This is a genomic window from Microbacterium azadirachtae, assembly GCF_025583665.1.
In the GTDB taxonomy this organism is placed as follows: Bacteria; Actinomycetota; Actinomycetes; order Actinomycetales; family Microbacteriaceae; genus Microbacterium; species Microbacterium azadirachtae.
In genome coordinates, this window is the sequence record NZ_CP099706.1 from 1,937,588 (window position 1) to 1,962,055 (window position 24,468).

The window sequence follows — 24,468 nt, forward strand, 5'->3', positions numbered from 1 at the left end:
CCTCAACGGTGCAGAGGGTCTTGACAACGGGTCGTCAGATAAGTATCGCACACTCTGCCGCCGACGAGGCCGGATCCGCAGATCCGCGCCGATCCTCGCCGGTTCCTCGTGGGAACCTTCCCGCAGAAGGTCAGATGCGGCCGTTCTTGTCCTCGTCGCCGCTGGGACGCGACGCCAGGAACCGCTCCAGCTCCGCAGCGAGCTCATCGGCACTGGGCAGCGAGCGCTCGTCGAACTCCGCCGGCCCGTCGTCCTCGACGTCGAGGCCCGCCATGTACGCGTCGTAGCGATGCTCGAGCGTGCTCACCATCTGGCCGAGCTCCTCGTTGTCGCGCACCTGCTCGTCCACGCGCTCGAGGTACGACGCGCGCCGGTCGCGCAGGTCGTCGGTCAGCAGCACAAGGCCCGTCGCCGCCATGACCTTCTCTGCGGCGGTCAGCACCGCGTCGGGGTACTCCGTGTCGGCGAGGTAGTGCGGAATCAGCAGCACGAAACTCGCGACGCTCCGCTCCGCCCGCACGAAGCGGTACTCCAGGAGGTGCCCGACCGTGCCCGGGACCTGGGTCCGCGGACGCCAGACCGAGTGCGCCGCGATGAGCTCCGCGCGGTTGCCGCTGACGGTCACGCCGATCGGGCGCGTGTGCGGCACCGGCATCGCGATCGAGTGCACCCAGGTCACGGTCGACACCTCGAACTCCGCCGCGAAGTCGAGCACGACGTCCGCGAAGGCGTTCCAGGCGAAGTCGGGTTCGTAGCCCGCCAGCAGCAGGAACGGGCGGGCCAGCGCGTCGTGCGCGAGCGAGAGCTCCAGCCGCGCGGGCTTGAGATCCGCGATGTGGTCCTGGTCGAACGTCAGCACCGGCCGCCGCGCACGGTAGTCCAGCAGCACGTCGTTGTCGAAGACGAGCACCGGCTCGGGCGCGGTGGTCTCGCCGAGATGGTCGATGAGCCCCGACACCGCGGATCCGGCGTCGGTGAACCCGGTCAGCAGGATGACCAGAGGCAGGCCGGACGGCACGCCGCCGGCACGGGCGACGCGTTCGTGGATCTCTCCGGAGATGGGCATGACTCCATGCTACGAGCCGCTCCGCGCCGAGGATCCGCAGAGCGCTGAGAGCGAACACGCGCGCGCCGCGTCCGCTCCGCCGTGCGCCGTCCGAATCTAGGATGGAGATCATGACGTCACCTGCGCTCGAGCTCTTCACAGGCGCTCCGGCGGACACGAACGCAGATGCGGTCGTGCTCGTCGTCGCCGGTCTCACGGACACCCCGGAAGACCTGTCCCCGTTCTCCTCCACGCACGCGGCGCTGACCGCGGTGGGCTTCACGGGAAAGGCGGGCGCATATGCGCGCATCCCGGCTCCCGAGATCGCCGGCGTCCCGGTCGCCGTGGTGAGCGCCGGCGCCGCTCCCGATGCGAGCAGCGTCCGCGAGGCCGCGGGAGCCGCGCTGCGCACGCTGACCGGGTTCGACCGGGTGTCCGTCCTCCTCGCCGACGCCGTCGCCGGATTCGCGAGCGCGGCTGCGGAGGGCGCGCTGCTCGGCGGCTACCGCTTCGACGACTACCGCTCGGGCGAGAAGCAGAAGCGCGCGAGCGCCGTCGTCCTGCACGCCGAGCTCTCCGCAGAGGACGTCGCGCACGCCACGGCCCTCGCCGAGGCCGTGGCGCTCACCCGCGACCTGGTCACCACGCCCGCCGAATGGCTGGGACCCGCCGACCTCGCCGCGCGCGCCGGCGATGCGGTGGCCGGCCTGGACGTCTCCGTCGAGGTGCTGGACGAGCAGGCGCTCGCCGCCGGGGGGTTCGGAGGCATCCTCGGAGTCGGTCAGGGCTCCGCCCGACCGCCGCGTCTGGTGCGCCTGGACTACTCCCCCGCCGACGCGACCGGGCACATCGCCCTCGTCGGCAAGGGCATCACGTTCGACACCGGCGGTCTCTCGCTCAAGCCGCCGGCCAGCATGGTCGGCATGAAGACCGACATGGCGGGCGCCGCGAGCATCCTCGCCGCGACCAAGGCCGTCGCCGCGCTCGGCCTGCCGATCCGCGTCACGGCCTGGCTGTGCATCGCGGACAACATGCCGTCCGGCACGGCGATCCGGCCGGGCGACGTGCTGCGCTTCGCCGACGGGCAGACCGTGGAGGTGCTCAACACCGATGCGGAGGGCCGCCTCGTCCTCGCGGACGGACTCGTCGCGGCCAGCCGGGAGCACCCGGACGTGATCCTCGACGTCGCGACGCTCACCGGCGCCATCATCGTCGCGCTCGGCATGCGCCACACGGGTGTGTTCGGCGACGACGACACCGTCCAGGAGGTGCTGGCCGCGGCCGCCGCGACCGGCGAGGCCGCGTGGCCGATGCCGCTGCCCGAGCACATGGAGGAGGAGCTGAAGTCGCCGATCGCCGACATGGTGAACGCGAAGATCGGCGACCCGGCCGGCGGCTCGCTCTTCGCCGGCCTGTTCCTGCGGCGGATGGTCGGGCGCGTGTCGGACGAGGACGACGCCCCGCGGATCCCGTGGGCGCATCTGGACATCGCCGGCTCGTCCGAGCACAAGGGCGCCCCCTATGGCTTCACCGACAAGGGCGCGACGGGTGCGATCGTCCGCACTCTGATCGCCTTCGCCGAGACCCGCGCGAAGGGAGGCCGCGCATGACCGCGCACAGCGCCGACGTCGTGATCCTGGGCGGCGGCAGCGGCGGCTACGCCGCGGCGCTGCGCTCCGCCGAGCTCGGGAAGTCCGTCGTCCTGATCGAGAAGGACAAGGTGGGCGGGACCTGCCTGCACCGCGGCTGCATCCCCACCAAGGCGCTGCTGCACTCCGCCGAGATCGCGGAGAACGTGCGCGACGCCGCGAAGTACGGCGTGGGCGCTTCGTTCGACGGCATCGACCCCGCCGGCGTCCGCGCCTATCGCGAGGGGATCGTCGCGAAGAAGTACAAGGGCCTCGAGGGGCTCATCAAGGCCCGCGGCATCACGGTCGTCCACGGCGAGGGCACGCTCCTCGCCGACCGCACGGTGGCCGTCGGCGAGGACGTCTACGCCGGCGCCGACGTGGTCCTGGCGACCGGCTCGTACAGCCGCAGCCTTCCCGGGCTCGAGATCGGCGGGCGGATCCTCACGAGCGAGCAGGCTCTGGCGCTCGAGGAGGTGCCGCAGCGCGTGGTGATCCTCGGCGGCGGCGTGATCGGCGTGGAGTTCGCGAGCGTCTGGCGCTCGTTCGGCGCCGAGGTCACGATCGTCGAGGCGCTCGACCATCTCGCACCGAACGAGGACATCGCTCTCAGCAAGGGCCTCGAGCGCGCGTTCCGCCGCCGCGGCATCGCGTATTCGCTCGGGGTGCGGTTCGCGAGTGCGACCCAGACCGCCGATGCCGTCACCGTCACGCTGGAGAACGGCACCTCGTACGAGGCCGATTACCTGCTCGTGGCCGTCGGCCGCGGCCCCGCCACGGCCGGCCTCGGATTCGAGGAGGCCGGAGTGCAGATGGAGCGCGGATTCGTGCTGACGGATCCCGAGCTGCGCACGAACGTCGCGCACGTCTGGGCCGTGGGCGACATCGTCCCGGGGCTCCAGCTCGCCCATCGCGGCTTCCTGCAGGGCATCGCCGCGGCCGAGCGCATCGCGGGTCTCGCTCCGGCGGTGATCCCGGATGCGCAGGTCCCCCGCGTCACGTACTGCAGCCCGGAGGTCGCCTCGGTCGGCGTCACCGAGGCCGCGGCCGTCGCGGAGCACGGCGCCGACAGCGTCGTCTCCTACGAGTACAACCTCGCCGGCAACGGCAAGAGCGAGATCATCGGCACGGGTGGACTCGTGAAGGTCGTCCGCCTCAAGGACGGCCCGGTGCTCGGTGTTCATCTTCTCGGCGACCGCGTCGGAGAGCTCATCACCGAGGGCCAGCTCGCCGTGAGCTGGGAGGCCCACCCCGAGGACATCGCCCCGTTGATCCACGCGCACCCGACGCAGAGCGAGGCGCTGGGCGAGGCCTTCCTCGCTCTTGCGGGCAAACCACTTCACGCATTGTGAAAACTTTCTTGCACATCGTGGAAATCAAGGCTGGGCTGAACCCCGTGTTGCCCACTAAGCTGATCACCATCACGTACTTCCTTAAGGAGACTCCGTCATGAGCACACCCGTGGTCCTTCCCGCCCTCGGAGAGAGCGTCACCGAGGGCACGGTGACCCGTTGGCTCAAGCAGGTCGGCGACACCGTTCAGGCCGACGAGGGACTGCTCGAGATCTCGACCGACAAGGTCGACACCGAGATCCCGTCCCCCGTCAGCGGCGTGATCGAGGAGATCCTCGTCGCCGAGGACGACACGGTCGAGATCGGCGCGATCCTCGCACGCATCGGCGACGGCTCCGGCACGTCCGCGCCTGCCGCTCCGGCCGCCGAGGCCGCTGAGCCCGCCGCTGCTCCGGCCGCGGAGGCTCCCGCTGCCGAGGCGCCCGCCGCCGAGGCCGCAGCCCCCGCGCCCGCCTCCGCCTCGTCCGACGCGACCGACGTGCGCCTGCCCGAGCTGGGCGAGAGCGTGACGGAGGGCACGGTCACCCGCTGGCTGAAGCAGGTCGGCGATGACGTGGCCGTCGACGAGCCGCTGCTCGAGATCTCCACCGACAAGGTCGACACCGAGATCCCCTCGCCCGTTGCGGGCACCCTGCAGGAGATCGTGGCCGCCGAGGACGAGACCATCGCCGTCGGTGCCGTGCTCGCACGCATCGGCAGCGGCGCCCCGGCAGCTGCTCCCGCGGCCACTCCGGCTCCGGCCGCCGCTCCGGCTCCCGCTGCTGCTCCGGCTCCCGCCGCCGCTCCGGCTCCGGCCGCTGCCCCGGCCCCGGCCGCCGCTCCGGCTCCCGCCGCCGCACCTGCCCCCGCGGCCGCGCCGGCCGCTGCCCCGGCTCCGACGGCCGCTGCCGACACCGGGTCCGACTCGCTGTACGTGACGCCGCTGGTGCGTCGCCTCGCCGCCGAGAAGGGCGTCGACCTCGCATCCGTCGCCGGCACCGGCGTGGGCGGCCGCATCCGCAAGGAGGACGTGCTGAACGCTGCCGCCGCTCCGGCTGCGACCGCTGCGCCCGCCGCCGTTGCGGCTGCGCCGAAGGAGCGCGTGATCTCGCCGCTGCGCGGGACCACGCAGCCGATGTCGCGTCTGCGCAAGGTTCTGGCCGAGCGGGCCGTCGCCTCGATGCAGCAGACCGCGCAGCTGACCACGGTCGTCGAGGTCGATGTCACGAAGCTCGCCGCCTACCGCGATGAGGTCAAGGGCTCGTTCCAGCAGAAGACCGGCGACAAGCTGTCCTTCCTGCCGTTCTTCGCCCTGGCCGCTGCCGAGGCGCTGCAGGAGTTCCCCATCGTGAACTCGACCGTCGACGGCACCGACATCGTGTACCCCGCCTCCGAGAACATCTCGATCGCGGTGGACACCGAGCGCGGCCTGCTCACGCCGGTGCTGCGCGATGCGGGGTCGAAGAACATCGCGCAGATCGCCCACGAGATCGCCGACCTCGCGGCACGCACGCGCGACAACAAGCTGAAGCCGGACGAGCTCGCCGGCGGAACGTTCACGCTGACCAACACCGGTTCGCGTGGGGCCCTGTTCGACACTCCGGTCGTCTTCCTGCCGCAGTCCGCGATCCTCGGCACCGGTGTCGTCGTGAAGCGTCCCGGCGTGGTCACGGTCGACGGTCAGCAGGCGATCTCGATCCGCTCCTACGTCTACCTGGCGCTGTCCTACGACCACCGCACGATCGACGGCGCCGACGCGGCCCGGTTCCTGTCGTCGGTGAAGGCGCGCCTGGAGGCGGCGGACTTCGCCGCGCAGCTCGGGGCCTGACCCGCACGGATTCACGGAGCTCCCGCTCCCTCGGATGGCGGATCTGCGATGTCGTACACATCGCGGATCCGCCATTCGACGTCTCTGCGGATGATCACCACCAGCTGCGCCCCCTCGCCCGCCCCGCTCCGCAGCGCTGCGAGGTCGCCGTAGTCCTCGATCAAGGCGGGCTGCCCGTCCTGGTCCCTGATCTCCTTCGCGCCCGCCGCCTCGCCCTCCCAGAGCGCGTCGCACCCCGCTACCGGCGTTGCACGGCAGCGGCGGGCGGCGGAGAGGAGCTCCTCGGCGGCGGCGCGGGGATCCTGCTGCGCCGAGGGGGCGGGAGGGCGCGGGGCATCCGAGGGCGCGGGAGTCGGCTGCGCCTTCGGGGATGCAGCGGGAGACTCCGCCCCGCGCGGCGCCGCCGATGCCGAGGACGGACGCGGCCGGGGAGCGTGATCGGCCGCGTCCGCGCTGCTCCTCCCGTCGACCGGCCACAGCGCACCGCCCAGCACGATCACGACGGCCGCGGCGACCGCGACCACGGTCGGACCCGCCCACCGGCGACGCGGGTGCGCAGTCGGACGCGGGACGCGCGAACGCGGCTGGGCGGAGCGCGCGAACCGCGACAGGAACGTCGCCGCCCGCCTCGCAGCCGTCTCGCACAACCCGGCGATCGACTCTCGCAGCGGCCCTGCACCTCGCCTCACGCCGTGCGAGGTCCCGTCGGATCGCCGCCTGGGCATCGCATCTCCCGATCTCAGATCCCGCCGCCGTGGTGCCGGAGCCCGCGACGTCTGTTCGCGCCGAGGGACCTCGAGCGACGGGCCCTCACCCACGCCCCCGGACACGTGCAGGGGACGCGGAGCGGCGATCTCGAGCAGCTCCTGCTCCCAGCGCGCCGCCTCGGCGCGGAGACGCCGAGGATCGTGCAGGGCATCCGCCAGTCGGACCAGCAGCCGCCTCAGCGCGCGATCCTCGACGCGCCCCTCGAGCTCTCGCAGCTGATACAGCGCCGCGACGCTCACCGTCTCCTCGGTCGAAGCCGCCGCAGGCGGGATCACGAAGACGGGCCGCCCGTCGTCGGTCAGCCACCATCGGCCGCGGGCCTCCTCGCCCGGTTCGCCCGCTCCGCGCCGCTCGGGCGCGAGCTCCACCACGCCGCGCAGCATGCTGACGGCGAGCGTCACCGCTTCTCCCCGCGAAACGGACGGGCCTTCGCCTCCGCGGACGAGGTGAGCGTCGACCGTCCGCACACACCACGGCAGCAGCGCATCCTGCCCGTCCGCGCCGAGCGCGAGATCGAGCGGGGCCGCGACATGCTCGGCCCCGGCATGCGCCCAGCCCGCCCATCCGGCCAGACGAGCCACCGGCGTCCGCACCGCCACCGTCGCGCCCCGCGAGACGAGCTCGCCGGGGAACGGCCCCTCGCCGTCGGCGAGCACGCGGATCGAACGGTGCGCGCCCGCAACGGCGACGGATCTGGGGCTCTCGGTCATGCCCCTATCCCAGCGCTCCCCTCCCGACTCGGAAGCCTAGGAGGCGCGATCCGTGCACAAACTGCGGCGGAGGCTTGCTGTGCAGGACGGTCATGTTCGCCCAGCGCGAGCAGACCCGCGCCGTCGAGCGCCTGCGGAATCGGTAGGCTGGAAGACATGGCAAAAAGTCCCTCCGCGACGGAGAAGCAGCCCGGCTTCTTCTCCCAGCTGCGTTCGCTCTTCCGCTTCACCCGGGAGATCTACCCGTGGCTGCCCTGGGCCCAGATCGCGATCCTGGTCGCCGGCGTCCTCATCGGTGTGATCGTCGGCTATCTGATCCCCCCGTTCCAGATCTGGAGCGTCGTGCTGTGGGGCATCACAGGCCTGCTCGGCGGCGTGCTCGGCGCGATGTTCCTGATGACACGCCTCTCGACGACGGCGATGTACCGGAAGATCGACGGCATGCCCGGCGCCGCGGGACACGTGATCAGCACCTCCCTGGGCCGCAACTGGCAGGGCTCCGAGATCCCCGTGGGCGTGAACCCCAAGTCGCAGGACGCGGTGTACCGCGCGATCGGGCGCGGCGGGATCGTCGTGGTCGCCGAAGGCGCCCGTGGTCGCCTGACCCGTCTCGTCAAGGATGAGAAGACCAAGGCCATGCGCGTCGCGCAGGGCGTCCCGGTGACGGTGCTCTACGTCGGGCACGGCGAGGACGACGTCTCCATCGACAAGCTCTCCAAGACGATCAAGAAGCTCCCGAAGGCCATCGACAACGCCACCATGGCCGCCGTCATCAAGCGCATGGAGTCCGTGTCGCAGTCGGTCGCCTCGCTGCCGATCCCGAAGGGCATCGACCCGCTCAAGACGCGCGCACCGCGCCCGCGCTGAGCCTCCCTGACACAGAAGCGCCCGTCCCCCGCTCATGCGCGGGGACGGGCGCTTCGTCGTTCCCGTCGGAGGCGATGCTCAGCCCACGGAGTCGGGCAGGTGCTGCTTCGGGAGCTTGCGCACCTTGGCCCGGCGGCGCCGGCGCTCCGGGATCATCGATCGCATCTCGTCGAGCTTGCCGAAGCAGAGCAGACGGTCCTCGTCCTCGAGCACGACGTGCTTGCGCGGATTGGGGATCACGGTGACGCCGCGGTGCAGCGTGAGCACGGTGATGTCGCGATCCCACAGGCCCAGCTCGCCGAGCTGCTTGCCGACCTGCTCCGCGCCCGCATGGATGACGAGCTCCGCGACGCCGTAGCCGGTCGACACGCTCAGCCGCTGCCGGACGTCGATCTCGGGGAAGTTGACCTGGTTCGCGATGAAGTCGATGATGGCCCCGGCGACGTCGAGCCCGGTGGCCGCCTCGATCCCCTGGAGCCCGGGAGACGAGTTCACCTCCATCACGAGCGGGCCGTCCTCGCCTTCGAGCATGTCGACGCCCGCGACCCGCAGGCCCATGATCTGCGCCGCGCGCACGGCCGTCTGCTCGTACACCGGGTCGAGCTGCACAGCTTCGACGGTGCCGCCCCGATGCACGTTGGAGCGGAACTCGTCGCCGTTCGCCACCCGGCGCATCGCCGCGACGACACGGTCACCGACGACGAGCGCACGGATGTCGCGACCGCGGCTCTCCGCGATGAACTTCTGGATGAGGACGTTCTGTTTGGTGGAGTGCAGCGTCTCGATGATCGCCTCGGCGACCTTCACCTGCGGGGCGAGGATCACGCCGATCCCCTGCGTGCCCTCGAGAAGCTTGATGACGACCGGCGCACCGCCGACCCGCTCGATGGCGGGACGGACGTCGGCCCGGTTCCGCACGAACGCCGTGGGGGGCATCGCGATGTTGTGCCGGGACAGGATCTGGTTCGCGCGCAGCTTGTCCCGGGCGCTCGAGATCCCGTTCGCCGTGTTCGGCGTGTACACGTCCATCTGCTCGAACTGACGGACCACCGCGGTGCCGAAGTACGTGATCGAATTGCCGATGCGCGGCAGGATCGCGTCGTAGTCGCTCAATCGGCGACCACGGAAATGCAGATCCGGTTCATCCGCCGTGAGGTCGATCGCGAAGCGCAGGGTGTTCAGCACCTTGACCTGATGGCCGCGCTGCGTCGCGGCGGTTCGGAGACGCTGAGTGGAGTACGACTGCGGGGCGCGCGAGAGCACGGCGAGCTTCACGGTGATTTCCTGCCAGGATGTGTGTTGTGGACCGACCTACTCATTCAAGCACCCTTATCGGGTGGCGGGAGTGGGTGTCCCTCCCCGACGTCGGGATCCCCTGGATCAAGGCGAAGGTCGACACGGGGGCGCGCAGTTCCTCGCTGCACGCTCAGCACATCCGCGAGTTCGAGCGCGACGGCGTCGCCTGGGTGCGCTTCGACGTGCGGCCGTGGCAGGGCGCCCATGAGCTGGTCCCCGTGGAGCTGCCCGTGTTCGACCGCCGCGACGTGCGTTCCTCGTCCGGACACGCCCAGAGCCGGCTCGTCGTGCTGCTCGACCTCGTGCTGGTCGGCCACAGGGTCACCGCCGAAGTCACCCTGAGCAACCGCAGCGAGATGGGGTTCCGGATGCTGATCGGCCGAGAGGCGTTGCGCCAGGGCTTCACGATCGATCCTGCGCGCTCGTTCCTGGGGGGCAAGGCGCCCAAGACGTATCGGCGTCTGAACCGAGGCCACGCCGCCGTCTGACGAGCGCTCAGGCCCGGATCAGGACGGTTCCGACGGCCTTGTCGTGCAGGCCGCGCTGATCGGCGTCGAAGATCACGGCAGGAATGACGAGGATGAGCAGCACGGTGCGCACGACCGGGCGCCAGAGCCCCACCCAGCCGCCGTTCATCATGACGAGCCGCATCCCGACGATCCGATGACCCGGGCTGCCGCCGATGGTCGGGATGAACACGATCTGCAGCACCGCGAACACGATCATCGGCGCGAACTGCGTGAGCCCCGCTTCCTTGGGCAGGTCGAACTGGCGGAAGCCGAAGAACGCGCTGGCGATCAGCGTCGCCGCCGCATAGTCGATCGCGAGGGCCGCGACGCGGCGTCCCAGACGTCCGACGCTGCCGGACCCGGTCTTGGGGAGGCCGAGTCGTTCGCCGGGGTAGGTCTGCGCGGGGTCGGACATCCCTCCAGCCTAGGCGAGCCGGCGCGCAGCACCCGACGCGTGTGCCGCACCCTCCCCCGGGACGTAACACGCCGGAAACATTCCAGACACGGCCGCGTCATCCCTCGCCCGTAACCTGCTTGCAGGTCGCTCGACCGCACCCGTTCCTCCAGGAGTTGATGCATGTTCACCACCCCCGCCGACGTGCTCGCGTACATCCGCGACAATGACGTCAAGTTCCTCGACATCCGCTTCACCGACCTGCCCGGCGTGCAGCAGCACTTCAACATCCCGGCCGCGACGGTCGACGAGGACTTCTTCACCAACGGCCAGCTCTTCGACGGCTCCTCGATCCGCGGCTTCGCGTCGATCCACGAGTCCGACATGCAGCTCATCCCCGACGTGACGACCGCGTACGTGGACCCGTTCCGCGAGGCGAGCACCATCGTCATGGTGTTCGACATCTACAACCCGCGCACCGGCGAGATCTACAGCAAGGACCCGCGCCAGGTCGCCAAGAAGGCCGAGAAGTACCTGGCCTCCACCGGTATCGCCGACACCGCGTACTTCGCGCCCGAGGCGGAGTTCTACATCTTCGACGACGTGCGCTACTCGGTGACCGCGGGCGAGAGCTTCTACAAGGTCGACTCCGAGGAGGCCGCGTGGAACAGCGGTCGCGAGGAGGAGGGCGGCAACCTCGGCAACAAGACGCCGTTCAAGGGCGGGTACTTCCCCGTCGCCCCGGTGGACAAGACCGCCGACCTGCGCGACGACATCACCCTGCGCTTGATCGACGCCGGCTTCCACCTGGAGCGCTCGCACCACGAGGTCGGCACCGCCGGTCAGCAGGAGATCAACTACCGCTTCGACACGATGGTGCACGCGGCCGACGACATCCTGAAGTTCAAGTACATCGTCAAGAACACGGCCGAGGAGTGGGGCAAGACCGCCACCTTCATGCCGAAGCCCCTCTTCGGCGACAACGGCTCCGGCATGCACACGCACCAGTCCCTCTGGCTCGACGGCAAGCCCCTGTTCTTCGACGAGAACGGCTACGGCCAGCTCAGCGACACCGCCCGCTGGTACATCGGCGGTCTGCTCAAGCACGCGCACGCGGTCCTCGCCTTCACGAACCCGACCCTCAACAGCTACCACCGCCTGGTGAAGCACTTCGAGGCTCCGGTCAACCTGGCCTACTCCGCGGGCAACCGCTCCGCCGCGATCCGCATCCCGCTCACCGGCTCGAGCCCGAAGGCCAAGCGCATCGAGTTCCGCGTGCCGGACGCGTCGGGCAACCCGTACCTCGCCTTCGCCGCGCAGCTGATGGCAGGCCTCGACGGCATCCGCAACCGCATCGAGCCGCTCGAGCCGATCGACAAGGACCTCTACGAGCTCCCGCCCGAGGAGGCCAAGAACATCCCGCAGGTCCCGAACTCCCTGCTGGACTCGCTCGAGGCGCTCCGCGCCGACCACGACTTCCTGCTCGAGGGCGGCGTGTTCACCGAGGAGCTCATCGAGACCTGGATCTCGTACAAGTACGAGAAGGAGATCCTCCCGATGGCCCAGCGCCCGCACCCGTACGAGTACGAGCTCTACTACGGCGTGTAAGGATCCCGAGAGATCTCAAGAACCCGCCTCAGCTTCCCCCGGGCTGAGGCGGGTTCTTCCGTGCGTGCGGGCCCCGCGCACACGATCTCGGGTCGTGCCGGAGCTCAGGTGCAGCTGATCGCCGGGACCGACGTGCCGATGTCGTCGGTCGAGACGTTCCCGTTCGCACTGGTCCGCTGATAGGCCGTCCAGGTGTAGCAGACCAGGACGTCACCGGTCGTCTGCGCCGTGTAGAGCACCGTCCAGGTCTGGTCGGTGTAGTTGCTTCCGTTCACGGACGTGGTCAGGAGGTGCGTGTCGGTCCCGCCCGGGTTCGCGCTCTTGCCGGTCGTGCCGACCGTGTATCCGGCCCAGACCTGGGATCCGCCGATCGCGAGCACGAGGTTCGCCGGCGAATCGGGCGCGGGATTGCCCCTGTTGGCCTGCGTCGTGAACGTGATCGAGTACGTCTTGCCTGCGACCATCGCGACGGTCGTGCACTTTGAGAGGGTGTAGTTCGACGTCGTGGTCGCGTCGCACCACTGCCACCACTTCCCGTCGGCCTGAGGCTGCTGACCGCCACAGGTGCCGGAGGTGAACGAGCCGGTGGTGCCGCTGCTCCACGCCTGCCAGCCCGGCACCGCCACGGCACACGCCGTGGAGGCCGTCGCGTTCGGCACAGCGATCGCGGCCGCCACCACGGGCATCGCCCATGCGGCGCCCTTGACGATCGTGCGGCGATCGATGCCGCGCCGTTCGGGCGCGTCGAGTTCTTCAATTGCGGGCATAAGCCCTCCCCAGTGTGTGATTCCCCAGTGCAAGCCCCCCCCCAAGGGGGCAGGGCGAGAAAGCTCGCATCGTGAGAGATGCGACAGGAGCGGATCTATTACGCGACACGAAGACGTGTGCTCCCCCGCGGCACCCGGCGGCGGCGCCGGGGAGCACCGTCTCAGGCGGGCGCGTCTCCGGCCGTTGCTGCACGCGCCTCCGCGACAGCCGTCTCGCGGCGTGCGAGCTCGGCGGCCGCGCGCTGCTCCTCCGCCTCGGCTCCCGTCAGAGTCGTGGCCACGGCGTGCGCGCTCTCCCGGGCGGTCCTCAACTGGTCTTCGAGCTCGTCGATGCGCGCCGCGATCCGCTCGGCGCGTCGCGACACGTCGTCGAGCGCGCGCTGCGTCGCGGCATGATCGCGTTCCGCAGCGTCCCGGGCACGCTCCGCCTCCCTCAACGCCTGCTGAGCCCGCCGGCGCTCCCTCATCGCGGCCAGCTCATCGTCCGGGCGCTCCTGCGTCGCAGGCGCGTCCGCGACGTCGCCGGCGACCACGGTGGACGGATCCAGGGGCGTGCCGTCGCCGATGTCGAGCTCGGTCGTCAGCCTCCCCGAGGCGATTGCGACCGCCGCGCCCGGATCGAAGAACGCCGCGGAGATCGTCCGCTGGACGGCGTCGAGCGTCGCGGCGGTGATGCGTCCTCCGCGCGCGCGGGCGAGCTCGGCCGCGTCCTCGGCGAGCCGCCCGGTCAGCGCGCGTCGATCACGGCCCAGCTTCGCCAGGGTCTGCGCGTCGAGATCGGCCTGCGCCTCGCGCAGCGCCGCGGCGAGCCGGAGCGCCTCCTGCAGCTGCTGCGCGCGCTCCTGCGCGAACAGGTTGACGACCCAGGCCGCTGTCGTTGGCTTCCGCAGCGCCCGGATCTGAGCCGCGACGTCGGCGTCCGCGATCTGCTTCGCACGGGCGTCCCGTGCGGACACGAAGTCGCCCGGCGCGCCTGAATACAGCTCCGCCGCGATGCTGTCGAACTCGGTCACAGTGCGATGTTCGTCCCCGCGGCGCCGACACGCAAACCCGCGTCGCGATCGGTGTCGGCGCGAGGACGGCTCGGGCGGATCAGGCGGAAAGCGGCGGGAAGCTCGGAATCGGGATCGGCTTCTCCGCACGACGCTCGAGAGCATCCATCCGCGCCTTCACCTCGGCGCTGGGCACGTACGGATGCCACTGCCTGGCCGCTTCGCGCTCGCCGTCGGCATCCGCGGGGGCAGGCGCGCCGGGCGCCGGATCCATCGTGCTCATGCCGCCACGCTAACCGCCGCCCGAATGCCGGCGAAGGGGCTTGCGTTCACCGGCGACGTGTGCAGATCGCGCCCGCCGACGCAGACGCTCATGCGCGGACCAGCAGTGCCCCGGGCCGGATGCCGGCTGTGAAGGCGCGCACGGCACCGTGCTCCTCGCCGTCGATCTGGAACGGCTGCGCCGCCTCCAGCTCGACTCGGATCCGCTGTGCCGACGCATGGCGCACGACATCCGTGCTCGTGGTCTCCCCGCCGAGCAGACGGCGCAGCCCGTTGTCCCAGACCACGGTGCGGACGGTCTCGAACCAGTCCGCCACGCCGTCGGCACTGACGAGCAGCAGATCCAGCTCGCCGTCGTCGGGGACAGCATCGGGCAGCAGCGTGATGCCTCCCTGGATCGTGCCGCAGTTGCCGATCATCAGCGTGTGGATCCGCGCGTGGTCCGCCTCCTCATCGTCGAGGGAGAGCGAGGCCCGCACGAGCTCGGTCCCCGCCGCGGCCGCACCCAGCGCCTTCACGTAGGCCAGCCATCCCGCTTTCGCCTTGAGCTCGTCGTCCGTCTCCTCGAGCATGCGGGCATCGAGCCCCAGCCCGGCCATCACCACGAAGACGTGCTCACCCCGGTCGTCGCCGTCGGTCACCTCGATCGTCCCGACATCGATGCGGCGAGGTTCGGCGGCCAGGGCGTGCGCCACTGCGGCCTCCGTGCTGCCGAGGGGAACGCCCAGGTTGCGAGCGAGCAGGTTGCCGGTCCCGTGCGGCAGGATCCCGAGTGCGCTGTCGGTCCCGGCGAGCACGGCCGCGACCGCGCGGACCGTGCCGTCACCGCCGGCGGCCAGCACGAGCTCGCAGCCCGCCTCGACCGCGTCCTGTGCCATCGCACGCCCCGGATCGTCCTCCGTCGTCGTGTAGAACCGGATGTCGGCGTCGGGAGCGTCGCGCAGGATGGCCGCGCGCACCTCCTCCTCGGAACTGAGCTTCACCGGATTGCGGACCACACCGATCGTCGTCATGCCTCCAGCCTGCCTGCTCCCGGCGCGAACGGCGAATCGCCGCCAGTCAGCCGTAGAAGAGCGTCTCGAACACCTTGCGGGCGCGACGCGTGACGCGCAGGTACTCCTCCTCGACCGCGACGGCCGAGCGATCGGGGTAGCCGAGGATGCGGCCGACGCCGTCGAGCTCCCGGGGATCCGACGGGAGCACATCCTTGGTCTGGCCGCTGAGCAGCGTCATCGCCGAGCGCAGCCGGCTCGACAGACGCCATGCCTCGCGCAGCCGCTCCCCCGCATCCACCGGGACGAAGCCGGCTTCCACCGCGACGTCGAGTGCGGCGAGCGTAGAGGTCGTCTGCAGCGCGGGCACCGCGTGCGCGTGCTGCAGCTGCACGATCTGGATCAGCCACTCCACGTCGCTGAGCGTGCCGGGTCCGAGCTTCAGATGGCGCCGCGGATCCATGCCCTGCGGGAGCCTCTCCCCCTCGACACGCGCCTTGATGCGCTTGATCTCCCGCAACGACGCGAGGTCGATCGCCTCCGGATAGCGCACGCCGTCGGCCAGCATCATGAACCGCTCGATGAGCTTGTGACTGCCCGCCACGCCTCTTGCGCGCAGCAGCGCCTGCGCCTCCCACGACAGCGACCAGCGCCGGTAGTACTCGGCGTAGGCGTCCAGGCTGCGCACCAGAGGGCCGTTGCGCCCCTCGGGGCGCAGATCGGCGTCCAGCTCCAGCGGCAGACGGTGATCGGTCAGATGCTCCCTGAGGCCGGCGACCGTGCGCGCCGCGAGCTGCTGAGCGCGCTGCGGCTCGACGCCGTTCGCGTCGTACACGAACAGCACGTCCGCGTCGGATCCGAAACCCAGCTCCGCGCCGCCGAAACGCCCCATCGCGATGACCGAGAAGTCCAGCGCGTCGTCCTCCACCGGCACCACGTCACGGCGCACCGCGCGCAGAGCCGCCTGGATCGTGGCTTCGGTGATCGCGGTGAGGGCGACTGCCACATCGTCGATCGTGAGCACGTCGAGCACGGCGCCCATCGCGGTGCGCAGCAGCTCGCGTCTCCGCAGCGCCCGCACCGAACGCATCGCGTCCAGGATCGTGTCGTGCCGGGTCTGGATGGCACGCGCCTCCTCGTCCAGCGCCTGCCACGGGCGAGGCCGCAGCTGCTCGGTGCTGTCCAGCCACGCGACGGACTCGGGGATCCACTCCATCAGCTCGCCGATGTAGCGAGAGGTCGACAGCACTCGCGTCAGCCGTTCCGCCGCTCCCGAGGAGTCGCGCAGCATCCGCAGGAACCAGGGCGTGTCGCCGAGGCGCTCGCTGATCCGCCGGAACGCGATCAGGCCGTAGTCGGGGTCCGTCCCGTCCGCGAACCAGCGCACCATCACGGGCATCAGATGGCGCTGGATGGTGGCCTTCCGGCTGAGACCGGTGGTGAGGGCGCCGATGTGCCGCAGCGCGCCGGCGGGGTCGCGGAAGCCGATCGCGGCGAGACGATCGTGCGCCTGGTCGGTCGAGAGCGTGCGCTCCTCCTCGGGGAGCGACGCCACCGCGCTCAGCAGCGGACGGTAGAACAGGCGCGTGTGCAGATCGCGGACCTCGCGACGGACGTCCTCCCAGACCCTCCGGATGCCCTCCGCGGTGTCGGCGAGCCCTGTGGCCCGGCCGAGCACGCGCAGCGCCTCCTCCTCGCGGGGAACGAGGTGGGTGCGCTGCATCTCGCGCAGCTGCAGCCGGTGCTCGATGAGGCGCAGCACCCGGTAGTCGCGGCCGAACAGCGCGGCCTCGGCGCGACCGATGTAGCCGCCGTCGACGAGCGCGTCGAGGGACTCGAGCGTTCCCCGGGGGCGGATCTGCGGATCCGTGAGTCCGTGCACGAGCTGCAGCAGCTGCACCGTGAACTCGATGTCGCGCAGCCCACCCGGGCCTAGTTTGAGCTGGTACGGCACGTCCTCCGGCGCGATGTGGTCGGTGACGCGCTCGCGCATGCGCTGCACGCTCCCGACGAAGTCCTCGCGCGCGGCGCTCGACCACACCTTCGGCTGGACGGCCTGGATGTAGTCGCGACCGAGGTCGGGATCGCCGGCGATGGCCCGGGCCTTCAGCAGCGCCTGAAACTCCCAGCTCTTCGCCCAGCGGTCGTAGTACGCCACGTGCGAGGCCAGCGAGCGCACCAGGGCGCCCTGCTTACCCTCGGGGCGCAGCGCCGCGTCGACCTCCCAGAGCGGCGGCTCGGCCTCGATCCCGGAGAGCACCTGCATCGTCTCGCGGGCGAGGCGCGTGGCGAGGTCGATCGCCCGGCTCTCGGAAAGCAGCTCCTCGTCGGCGCTGCCGGCGACGTAGATGACGTCGACGTCGCTCACGTAGTTGAGCTCGCGCGCCCCGGTCTTTCCCATGCCGATGATCGCCAGCCGGGTGGACGAGACCTCTCGGCGCGAGTCCTCCGACGCTCCCGCGACGGCGGTGCGCGCGACGGCGAGGGCGGCCTCCAGGGCGGCCGACGCGGCGTCCGCGAGGGCCGATGCGACCGCGGCGACCGCCTCGACCGGGTCGGTCGTCGAGAGGTCCCACACCGCGATCCGCACCACGGCGCGGCGATACGCGATGCGCAGGCGGATCCGAGCGTCCGCGTCCCCGGTCGCGGCGTAGCCCTCCGTCGCGCCCACGGCGGCGAGCAGCCCGGCCCGCAGCTCATCGGCGGTAGGGAGCCAGGCCGGCGCACTGCGCAGCAGTGCGAGCTCCTCCGGACGGCGTTCGAAGAACCGGCCCAGACCGGGCGAGGCGCCGAACACGGCCCACGCCCTCGCCCGGGCGTCCGGATCGCCGAGCACCGCGGCGACCGCCGCAGGATCACGACGACCGACGCGGATGAGCCCGGCCAGCGCCTCATCGGGGTCGGCGCTGCGCAGCCCCGCGATCAGACCGGCCGGGGGGACCCCCGCGATCTCCGCGAGCTCTCCCAGGCCGGCCGAGGCTGCGGACAGCCCGACGAAGCCCAGGCGGGCGAGCGCGGACAGCGAGAGCGAGTCATCGAACCGGGGCACGCGGCGCCCCGATCAGAGCAGCTCGAGGTTGCTCTTGAGCTCGAACGGCGTGACCTGACCGCGGTACTGCTCCCACTCCCTGCGCTTGTTGAGCAGCACGTAGTTGAAGACCTGCTCGCCGAGGGTCTCCGCCACGAGCTCGGACTCCTCCATGTACTCGAGCGCGTGGTCGAGGCTCGCCGGCAGCGGCGCGTAGCCGAGCGCGCGGCGCTCCGCATCGCTCAGCGACCACACGTTGTCCTCGGCCTCGGGCGGCAGCTCGTACCCCTCTTCGATTCCCTTGAGTCCCGCGGCGAGCATGAGCGCGTACGCGAGATAGGGGTTCGTCGCGGAGTCGAGGGCACGGTACTCGATGCGGGTGGACTGGCCCTTGTTCGGCTTGTACATCGGCACCCGGATCAGCGCGGAGCGGTTCGCATGCCCCCACGTGACGAAGCTCGGCGCCTCGTCCCCGCCCCACAGCCGCTTGTACGAGTTGACGAACTGGTTCGTGACCGCGGAGATCTCGTTGGCGTGCCGCAGGAGACCCGCGATGAACTGCCGTCCGGTGCGCGACAGCTGGTACTTCGCGCCCTCCTCGTAGAACGCGTTCAGGTCGCCCTCGAAGAGCGACATGTGCGTGTGCATGCCGCTTCCCGGGTGGTTGCTCAGCGGCTTCGGCATGAACGTCGCATAGACGCCCTGCTCGATCGCCACCTCCTTCACCACGGTGCGGAACGTCATGATGTTGTCCGCCGTGGTGAGCGCATCCGCGTATCGGAGGTCGATCTCGTTCTGGCCGGGACCGCCCTCGTGGTGGCTGTACTCCACCGAGATGCCGAGGTCTTCGAGCATCCGCACCGAACGACGGCGGAAGTCGTGCGCCGTGCCGCCGGGGACGTTGTCGAAGTAGCCGGCCGAGTCGACCGGCACCGGGCCCTCCGGCCCGAACTGCGACGACTTCAGCAGGTAGAACTCGATCTCGGGATGCGTGTAGAACGTGAAGCCCGCGTCCGCCGCCTTGGCGAGGGTCCGCTTGAGCACGTGCCGCGGGTCGGCCACGGCCGGGCGACCGTCCGGAGTGGTGAGGTCGCAGAACATGCGCGCCGTCGGGTCGATCTCACCGCGCCACGGCAGGATCTGGAACGTGGTCGGATCCGGCTGCGCGAGCAGGTCGGACTCGAACGTGCGCGTGAGCCCCTCGATCGCGGATCCGTCGAAACCGATGCCCTCCGCGAACGCGCCCTCGACCTCGGCCGGCGCGATCGCCACCGACTTCAGGGTGCCGATGACATCGGTGAACCAGAGCCGGATGAACTTGACGCCCCGCTCCTCGATGGTGCGCAGCACGAAGTCGCGCTGCTTGTCCATCCCGCTCATCGAGTGCCGTCCGCCCCGCCCCAGTCGTCCTCCGCGGCGTCCTGCTCAGCCCAGAGCCGCGAACGCTCCTTGAGCACCTGCGGCGCGCGGGCCGCCTCGGCAGCGGTGTCGAACGGGCCGATGCGGTCGAGCGAGGAGGACAGCATGCCGTGCTCGACCTGGCCGGTCTTGCTGTTGAACCAGTACTTCTCGTCGCCGAAGTCCTCGCCGTCGTACTTGTCGTCGCGCTGCGCGTCGCTCATCGCTGCTCCTCCTGTGTGCTTGTCACGATCCTACTGGGGCGTCCGCCTCTCGCTAGGCTGTTGCGCATGGCAAAAGCGATCGGCGTGGACATCGGCGGCACCGGCATCAAGGCGGGAATCGTCGACCTCGAGCACGGCACCCTCGACTCTGACCGGATCCGGATCCCCACTCCGAAGGGCGCCAAGCCCGCGGATGTGCTGGCCACCGTCAAGGAGGTGCTCACCACGCTGGGCGTGCAGGACTCGACGCTGCCCCTGGGCGTCGCCTTCCCCGCGATCGTGAAGCACGGCCGCACGCTGTCCGCCGCGAACGTCGCGAAGGACTGGATCGGCTTCGAGGCCGAGCGCTTCTTCGAGGACGGCCTGGGCCGCCAGATCACCTTCGTGAACGACGCCGACGCCGCGGGTGTCGCCGAGAGCCGGCACGGCGCCGCCCGCGACGCCCGCGGGCTCACGATCCTCGCCACGCTCGGCACCGGAATCGGATCCGCTTTCCTCTACGACGGCGTCCTGGTCCCGAACACCGAGCTCGGCCACCTGGACTTCCGCGGCGAGTCGATCGAGAAGTGGGCCGCGTACTCCGCCATGGAGCGGGACGAGCTCGACTGGGAGGAGTGGTCCGCACGCCTGCAGGACTTCTTCTCGCACGTCGAGTTCCTGTTCAGCCCCGACCTGTTCGTGGTCGGCGGCGGCGTGTCCAAGCACCCGGAGAAGTTCCTGCCGCTGCTCGACCTGAACACGCCGATCGTCGCGGCGATCCACCGCAACTCGTCCGGCATCATCGGCGCCGCCTCGCTCGCGGCCGACTGAGGCCGCCCTCGACGGGCGCTCCCAGAGAGAAGGCCCGGATCCGCTTCGCAGGGGATCCGGGCCTTCTTCATGCAGGGGAACGGGCCGGCCTGTACGCCGGGTTCTGTTCCGGGGCGAGCCCCTTCGACGGTCATCTCTCTCGGCGACGCGTTGCCGCGCCGCTCCAGCGGCCTACCCGGGGACTCGGCGGGCCGCGTCATCATCCCCTGTCTGGCCTTGCTCCGGGCGAGGTTTACCTGGCGGGCCGTGTCACCACGGCCCCCGGTGGTCTCTTACACCACCCTTTCACCCTTACCCCTTGCGGGGCGGTCTTCTCTCTGTGGCACTTTCTCGCGGATTGCTCCGGGTGGGTGTTACCCACCGCCCTGCCCTGTGGAGCCCGGACGTTCCTCGGGGCGGTCTCCCGCCACGCGACCGTCCGGCCGACCCGTTCTCCCCCAGTCTACGAGGCCTTGCCGGCATCCTCCGCGATGCGCAGGTCGAGGGGGATGTCGATCTCGAAACCGGGGAACAGCCGACGGGTGGCGGCCTCCGCCGACTCCCGCACCGCGCGCGCAGCCTCCTCGGCGAGCTCTGCGGGCGTGTGCACGATCACCTCGTCGTGCAGGAAGAAGGCGAGATGCGCTCTGCGGCCGAACACCGGCCCCGATCCAGTCGCCGGCACGGCGGCCTCGGGCAGCGCGCTCAGCCGATGGCGGATCTCCGCCAGCCACAGCAGCGACCACTCCGCCGCAGTCCCCTGCACGACGAAGTTGCGCGTGAAGCGTCCGCGGTCGCGTGCCCGGCTGCGGGCCGTGCGCTCGTCCGCGCCATCCGCCTCGGGATCGCTCGCCCGGGACTGCGCCGCCGTCCACGCCGCATCCGGGCGCGGTGAGCTGCGTCCGAGCAGCGTCGAGACGACGCCGCCGTCCTCGCCGGTCCTGGCGGCCCCGTCGACGAGCGCCATCGCCCGCGGGAAGACGCTGCGCAGGCGCGGGCCGAGGCGGCCGCTGGGGCCGGTCGTCGCGCCGTACATCGCACCGAGCACGGCGTACTTCGCCTCCTGCCGGGTCTGCACCGCGCCCGAGCGCACCACGCCCTCGTACAGGTCGGCTCCCCGGGCCGCGGCGGCCATCGCCCGATCCTTCGACATCGCGGCCAGCACGCGCGGCTCGAGCTGGGCGACGTCGGCGCACACGAGCGCCCAGCCCTCGTCCGCCCGCACCGCCGGCCGCAGGCTCCGCGGGATCTGCAGCGCTCCCCCGCCACTGGAGGCCCAGCGCCCCGTCACGACGCCCCCGGTCAGATAGACCGGGCGGAACCGCTCATCGCGCACCCACTCGGACAGCCACTGCCAGCCGTTCGCCGAATACAGGCGGGCGAGCTTCTTGTACGCGAGCAGGGGCTCGACGACCGGATGCTCGACCTCGCCGAGCTCCCAGCGCGACGTCGAGTCGACGAGGATCCCGGCCCGTCGCAGGGACTTCAGCAGCCGCGGCGGACTGTCCGGGTTCAGGGACGGATCCTCCAGGGTCGTCGCGATCGTCACGGCCAGCTCGGCCATCCGCGCCGGACGCGCACCCGGGACGGGACGCGGGCCGAGCGCCTCGGCGAGAAGGCCCTCGTGCACCGCCGTGCTCCACGGCAGGCCCGCCGCCGTCATCTCCTCGGCGACGAGAGCACCGGTCGACTCGGCGGCGCAGAGCAGTGCGAGACGCCCGTCCGGCGCCCGGCGCAGCGCCTCCCGCTGGCGCGCGTACTCGGCGAGCAGCTCGTCGATCTCTGCGGGCTCCTCGGCGGCGGTCGACGCCGACACGTCGCTCAGGTCGAACAGACCGGGCGAGGAGATCGGGATCGTGAGCGGATCCGCGCGCACCCACCGGGACGACGCGGCCAGCGGCTCGCGGAGGCTCGCCGTGTCGCGGAGGATCGCGTGACACAGCAGCAGATCGTGCGCGCGCCGGATCCGGATCCCCGCCGCCAGCAGCGGCGGGTAGACCTCACGAAGGCTCCGGACCACCCAGCGCGGCTTCGCCGCCTCCTCGATCTCGGCGAGGACGCCGTGCAGGTCGTCGGCGGCGACCTCTGCCTCGCCCCGGGACGCACCGTCCGTTCCGAAGCCGAGCAGTCGCCAGTGGCCCGACCGTGCGGACCGCCCCAGCACGACCTCGTGCACGGCGGCCGATTCGATCATGCATTCGAATCTACGCCCTCGCGCGCTCCCCGCACGACACAGCGGCCGTACGCGCAGGACCCCGCCGGGTTGTGTCGGCATGTATCGCGGACCTTGGGCGACCCCGGACGACGGCGGTTAGCGTGGAAGCACCGGAGAGGAGACCCCCATGTCCGATGCATCGCCCTTCACCGCCCACAACGGCTTCACCCTGCCGGCGCAGGGCCTCGGCACCTACGGGTTCCGCGGCGAAGCCGGCGCCGACGCCGTGCGCAGTGGGATCGAGACCGGCTACCGCCTGATCGACTCGGCGTTCAACTACGAGAACGAAGGCGCCGTCGGCTGGGGCATCTCGGGCGCCGCCGTCGATCGCACCGAGCTCATCGTGACCTCGAAGCTCGCGGGACGCCACCACGCCAGGGCGCAGGCGCTCGACGCGATCGAGGAGAGCCGATTCCGACTCGGGCTCGACGCGATCGATCTATTCCTCATCCACTGGCCACTGCCGCGGCGGGACACCTACGTCGAGGCCTGGCAGGCGCTGGTCGAGGCGCGCGACCGCGGCCTGGTGCGCGAGATCGGCGTGTCGAACTTCCTCCCGGATCACCTGGAGCGCATCGAGGACGCGACCGGCGTGCGGCCCGTCGTGAACCAGATCGAGCTGCATCCCCGCTTCCCTCAGGACGAGGCGCTCGCCTACCACCGTGCGCACGGCATCATCACCGAGGCATGGAGCCCACTCGGCCGCGCGGGCGACGTGCTCGAGGCCCCCGCCCTCGTCCAGGTCGCTTCGGCCCACGGGATCACGCCGGCACAGGCGGTGCTGGCGTGGCACGCCGCCCGCGGCGTGGTGGCGATCCCGAAGGCGGCGACTGCCGAGCATCAGGCGCTGAACCTCGCCGCCGCCCAGGTGCGCCTGGGCGCGGAGGAGGTGGCCGCCATCACCGCGCTCGGCCGACCGGACGGCCGCCTCTGGGGCGCCGATCCGGCGACCCACGAAGAGTTCTGAGCCGCCCGCGATCCGCGGGCCGGAGCCCGATCAGTCGGCGGCCGGAGCGCTGCTTTTGAGCCCGGACTCCTCCGTGCGGATCAGGATGCAGCCGCACTCCGGGCAGAACACCACGTCGTCGTCGGCAGCCTGCCGGATGACGTTCAGGTCGGTGCCCGAGAGCACCATCCGGCACCCTTCACAGGTGGCGCGACGCAGCAGCGCGGCTCCCGCGGTGCGGCCGACGCGCCGCTGGTACTCCGCCATCAGCGACGGAGAGACGGAATCGACGAGCGCCGTGCGGTCGCGCGCGAGCTGCTCGCTCTCGGTCGTCGCGGCCGCGATCAGAGCCTTTGCCTCGGCCGTCAGCCGGGTGCCCTCGGCCACGGTCTCGTCGATGAGCGCCTGCTGAGCCGCGACCGCGGCCTCGGCCTCCTCCAACCGGCCCATGATCTCGAGCTCCGCGTCCTCCAGGTCGCTGATCCGGCGCACGAGGCTCGCGATCTCCTGCTCGAGGGCGACCGCGTCCTTCGGGTTCTGCGCGGCGGCGAGCCGCTCGGCGTCGCGGTCACGGCGCTGCGCCGCGAGAGCGACGTCGGACTCCAGGCGCTTCAGCTCGACCTGCACGTCGTCGCGGGCGCCGGAGAGCGCCGTCAGCTCGCGCAGCTGCCCCTGCCGCTGCGCTGCGAGCTCGTTGATCCGCTCTCCCTGCGCCGGGTGCGTGCGCGCGTAGTCGGCCTGCAGGATGCGGCGGTCGATGTCGGCGATGTCGAGAAGCACGAGCTGGTGCGCGGGGTTGGCTTTCACGCCCTCAAACCTACGCCAGCGGGACGCCCCCTCGTGAGCCGGAG

At 71.1% G+C, this 24,468-nt stretch carries 21 protein-coding genes and 1 other RNA gene; 8 read left to right on the forward strand and 14 right to left on the reverse strand.

The genetic code is table 11. The features are described from left to right. Positions 1-130: 130 nt before the first annotated feature. A complete protein-coding gene (locus NFX31_RS09255) occupies positions 131-1,066 on the reverse strand; it encodes a proteasome assembly chaperone family protein (RefSeq protein ID WP_262955550.1) in 936 nt (311 codons plus the stop codon). 110 nt (positions 1,067-1,176) lie between these two features. Between NFX31_RS09255 and NFX31_RS09260 the strand changes: the two genes are divergently transcribed. The 3 genes from NFX31_RS09260 to sucB all read left to right on the forward strand — a co-directional run bounded on the left by NFX31_RS09260 (position 1,177) and on the right by sucB (position 5,832). Further along, complete coding sequence (locus tag NFX31_RS09260; protein ID WP_045252138.1) at positions 1,177-2,655, forward strand: leucyl aminopeptidase; 1,479 nt, start codon at positions 1,177-1,179, stop codon at positions 2,653-2,655. Beyond that, complete coding sequence (gene lpdA, locus NFX31_RS09265) at positions 2,652-4,025, forward strand: dihydrolipoyl dehydrogenase (RefSeq protein ID WP_045251900.1); 1,374 nt, start codon at positions 2,652-2,654, stop codon at positions 4,023-4,025. Before NFX31_RS09260 ends, lpdA begins: the two co-directional genes overlap by 4 nt. A gap of 97 nt (positions 4,026-4,122) precedes the next feature. Then, the gene (sucB, locus tag NFX31_RS09270; protein ID WP_262955551.1) at positions 4,123-5,832 is read left to right on the forward strand and encodes a 2-oxoglutarate dehydrogenase, E2 component, dihydrolipoamide succinyltransferase; all 1,710 of its coding nucleotides are present in this window, start codon (positions 4,123-4,125) and stop codon (positions 5,830-5,832) included. Positions 5,833-5,843: 11 nt separating this feature from the next. Here the strand turns inward: sucB and NFX31_RS09275 are convergent, their stop codons facing one another. Next, positions 5,844-7,310: a hypothetical protein gene (locus NFX31_RS09275; protein ID WP_262955552.1), complete on the reverse strand. Its 1,467-nt coding sequence runs from the start codon at positions 7,308-7,310 to the stop codon at positions 5,844-5,846. Between the two features lie 156 nt (positions 7,311-7,466). Between NFX31_RS09275 and NFX31_RS09280 the strand changes: the two genes are divergently transcribed. After that, positions 7,467-8,177 (forward strand): DUF4191 domain-containing protein, encoded by a 711-nt coding sequence (locus tag NFX31_RS09280; RefSeq protein WP_045250105.1) that lies wholly within the window; start codon positions 7,467-7,469, stop codon positions 8,175-8,177. Positions 8,178-8,255: 78 nt separating this feature from the next. Here NFX31_RS09280 and NFX31_RS09285 read toward each other — a convergent pair whose 3' ends face one another. Next, positions 8,256-9,452: a RimK family alpha-L-glutamate ligase gene (locus NFX31_RS09285; RefSeq protein WP_045250104.1), complete on the reverse strand. Its 1,197-nt coding sequence runs from the start codon at positions 9,450-9,452 to the stop codon at positions 8,256-8,258. A gap of 17 nt (positions 9,453-9,469) precedes the next feature. Between NFX31_RS09285 and NFX31_RS09290 the strand changes: the two genes are divergently transcribed. Beyond that, on the forward strand, positions 9,470-9,961 hold the full coding sequence (locus NFX31_RS09290) for an ATP-dependent zinc protease family protein (protein ID WP_045250103.1): 492 nt from the start codon (positions 9,470-9,472) through the stop codon (positions 9,959-9,961). 7 nt (positions 9,962-9,968) lie between these two features. On the opposite strand, the gene NFX31_RS09295 is transcribed toward NFX31_RS09290, so the two are convergent. Further along, a complete protein-coding gene (locus tag NFX31_RS09295) occupies positions 9,969-10,397 on the reverse strand; it encodes an RDD family protein (RefSeq protein ID WP_262955553.1) in 429 nt (142 codons plus the stop codon). 162 nt (positions 10,398-10,559) lie between these two features. Here NFX31_RS09295 and glnA point away from each other — a divergent pair, with 162 nt between their 5' ends. Next, positions 10,560-11,984, forward strand: coding sequence for a type I glutamate--ammonia ligase (gene glnA, locus NFX31_RS09300; RefSeq protein ID WP_045250101.1), 1,425 nt, complete (start codon positions 10,560-10,562; stop codon positions 11,982-11,984). Positions 11,985-12,088: 104 nt separating this feature from the next. On the opposite strand, the gene NFX31_RS09305 is transcribed toward glnA, so the two are convergent. From NFX31_RS09305 to NFX31_RS09335, 7 genes are all read right to left on the reverse strand, one after another. Next, positions 12,089-12,751 carry a hypothetical protein gene (locus NFX31_RS09305; protein ID WP_262955554.1) on the reverse strand — a complete coding sequence of 221 codons (663 nt, stop codon included), beginning with the start codon at positions 12,749-12,751 and terminating at the stop codon, positions 12,089-12,091. A 161-nt stretch (positions 12,752-12,912) separates the two neighbouring features. After that, positions 12,913-13,764, reverse strand: coding sequence for a transposase (locus NFX31_RS09310; protein ID WP_262955555.1), 852 nt, complete (start codon positions 13,762-13,764; stop codon positions 12,913-12,915). Between the two features lie 79 nt (positions 13,765-13,843). Continuing rightward, on the reverse strand, positions 13,844-14,026 hold the full coding sequence (locus NFX31_RS09315; protein WP_139168251.1) for a hypothetical protein: 183 nt from the start codon (positions 14,024-14,026) through the stop codon (positions 13,844-13,846). Between the two features lie 88 nt (positions 14,027-14,114). Further along, entirely contained in the window at positions 14,115-15,038 is a 924-nt protein-coding gene (locus tag NFX31_RS09320) for a diacylglycerol/lipid kinase family protein (RefSeq protein WP_262955556.1), read from the reverse strand. A gap of 46 nt (positions 15,039-15,084) precedes the next feature. Further along, positions 15,085-18,066, reverse strand: coding sequence for a bifunctional [glutamine synthetase] adenylyltransferase/[glutamine synthetase]-adenylyl-L-tyrosine phosphorylase (locus NFX31_RS09325; protein WP_262955557.1), 2,982 nt, complete (start codon positions 18,064-18,066; stop codon positions 15,085-15,087). Positions 18,067-18,078: 12 nt separating this feature from the next. Continuing rightward, positions 18,079-19,416, reverse strand: coding sequence for a glutamine synthetase family protein (locus tag NFX31_RS09330; protein ID WP_045250096.1), 1,338 nt, complete (start codon positions 19,414-19,416; stop codon positions 18,079-18,081). 5 nt (positions 19,417-19,421) lie between these two features. Then, complete coding sequence (locus tag NFX31_RS09335) at positions 19,422-19,667, reverse strand: hypothetical protein (RefSeq protein WP_045250095.1); 246 nt, start codon at positions 19,665-19,667, stop codon at positions 19,422-19,424. A 66-nt stretch (positions 19,668-19,733) separates the two neighbouring features. Here NFX31_RS09335 and ppgK point away from each other — a divergent pair, with 66 nt between their 5' ends. Beyond that, positions 19,734-20,477, forward strand: coding sequence for a polyphosphate--glucose phosphotransferase (gene ppgK / locus NFX31_RS09340; protein WP_045250094.1), 744 nt, complete (start codon positions 19,734-19,736; stop codon positions 20,475-20,477). 76 nt (positions 20,478-20,553) lie between these two features. On the opposite strand, the gene rnpB is transcribed toward ppgK, so the two are convergent. Both rnpB and NFX31_RS09350 read right to left on the reverse strand, forming a co-directional pair. After that, an RNA gene (rnpB, locus tag NFX31_RS09345) (RNase P RNA component class A) lies at positions 20,554-20,907 on the reverse strand. 12 nt (positions 20,908-20,919) lie between these two features. Continuing rightward, positions 20,920-22,650, reverse strand: a complete 1,731-nt coding sequence (locus NFX31_RS09350; RefSeq protein ID WP_045250093.1) for a bifunctional 3'-5' exonuclease/DNA polymerase — start codon at positions 22,648-22,650, stop codon at positions 20,920-20,922. 148 nt (positions 22,651-22,798) lie between these two features. Here NFX31_RS09350 and NFX31_RS09355 point away from each other — a divergent pair, with 148 nt between their 5' ends. Beyond that, positions 22,799-23,638 carry an aldo/keto reductase gene (locus tag NFX31_RS09355; RefSeq protein WP_045250092.1) on the forward strand — a complete coding sequence of 280 codons (840 nt, stop codon included), beginning with the start codon at positions 22,799-22,801 and terminating at the stop codon, positions 23,636-23,638. Between the two features lie 30 nt (positions 23,639-23,668). On the opposite strand, the gene NFX31_RS09360 is transcribed toward NFX31_RS09355, so the two are convergent. After that, positions 23,669-24,424, reverse strand: a complete 756-nt coding sequence (locus tag NFX31_RS09360) for a zinc ribbon domain-containing protein (protein ID WP_262955559.1) — start codon at positions 24,422-24,424, stop codon at positions 23,669-23,671. Between the last annotated feature and the right edge of the window lie 44 nt (positions 24,425-24,468).

Coding starts and splice junctions, on each gene's coding strand:
- NFX31_RS09255 (WP_262955550.1), bottom strand. CDS start 1,066: ATGCCCATCTCCGGAGAGATCCACGAACGCGTCGCCCGTGCCGGCGGC.
- NFX31_RS09260 (WP_045252138.1), top strand. CDS start 1,177: ATGACGTCACCTGCGCTCGAGCTCTTCACAGGCGCTCCGGCGGACACG.
- lpdA (WP_045251900.1), top strand. CDS start 2,652: ATGACCGCGCACAGCGCCGACGTCGTGATCCTGGGCGGCGGCAGCGGC.
- sucB (WP_262955551.1), top strand. CDS start 4,123: ATGAGCACACCCGTGGTCCTTCCCGCCCTCGGAGAGAGCGTCACCGAG.
- NFX31_RS09275 (WP_262955552.1), bottom strand. CDS start 7,310: ATGACCGAGAGCCCCAGATCCGTCGCCGTTGCGGGCGCGCACCGTTCG.
- NFX31_RS09280 (WP_045250105.1), top strand. CDS start 7,467: ATGGCAAAAAGTCCCTCCGCGACGGAGAAGCAGCCCGGCTTCTTCTCC.
- NFX31_RS09290 (WP_045250103.1), top strand. CDS start 9,470: ATGTGTGTTGTGGACCGACCTACTCATTCAAGCACCCTTATCGGGTGG.
- NFX31_RS09295 (WP_262955553.1), bottom strand. CDS start 10,397: ATGTCCGACCCCGCGCAGACCTACCCCGGCGAACGACTCGGCCTCCCC.
- glnA (WP_045250101.1), top strand. CDS start 10,560: ATGTTCACCACCCCCGCCGACGTGCTCGCGTACATCCGCGACAATGAC.
- NFX31_RS09305 (WP_262955554.1), bottom strand. CDS start 12,751: ATGCCCGCAATTGAAGAACTCGACGCGCCCGAACGGCGCGGCATCGAT.
- NFX31_RS09315 (WP_139168251.1), bottom strand. CDS start 14,026: ATGAGCACGATGGATCCGGCGCCCGGCGCGCCTGCCCCCGCGGATGCC.
- NFX31_RS09320 (WP_262955556.1), bottom strand. CDS start 15,038: ATGACGACGATCGGTGTGGTCCGCAATCCGGTGAAGCTCAGTTCCGAG.
- NFX31_RS09330 (WP_045250096.1), bottom strand. CDS start 19,416: ATGGACAAGCAGCGCGACTTCGTGCTGCGCACCATCGAGGAGCGGGGC.
- NFX31_RS09335 (WP_045250095.1), bottom strand. CDS start 19,667: ATGAGCGACGCGCAGCGCGACGACAAGTACGACGGCGAGGACTTCGGC.
- ppgK (WP_045250094.1), top strand. CDS start 19,734: ATGGCAAAAGCGATCGGCGTGGACATCGGCGGCACCGGCATCAAGGCG.
- NFX31_RS09350 (WP_045250093.1), bottom strand. CDS start 22,650: ATGATCGAATCGGCCGCCGTGCACGAGGTCGTGCTGGGGCGGTCCGCA.
- NFX31_RS09355 (WP_045250092.1), top strand. CDS start 22,799: ATGTCCGATGCATCGCCCTTCACCGCCCACAACGGCTTCACCCTGCCG.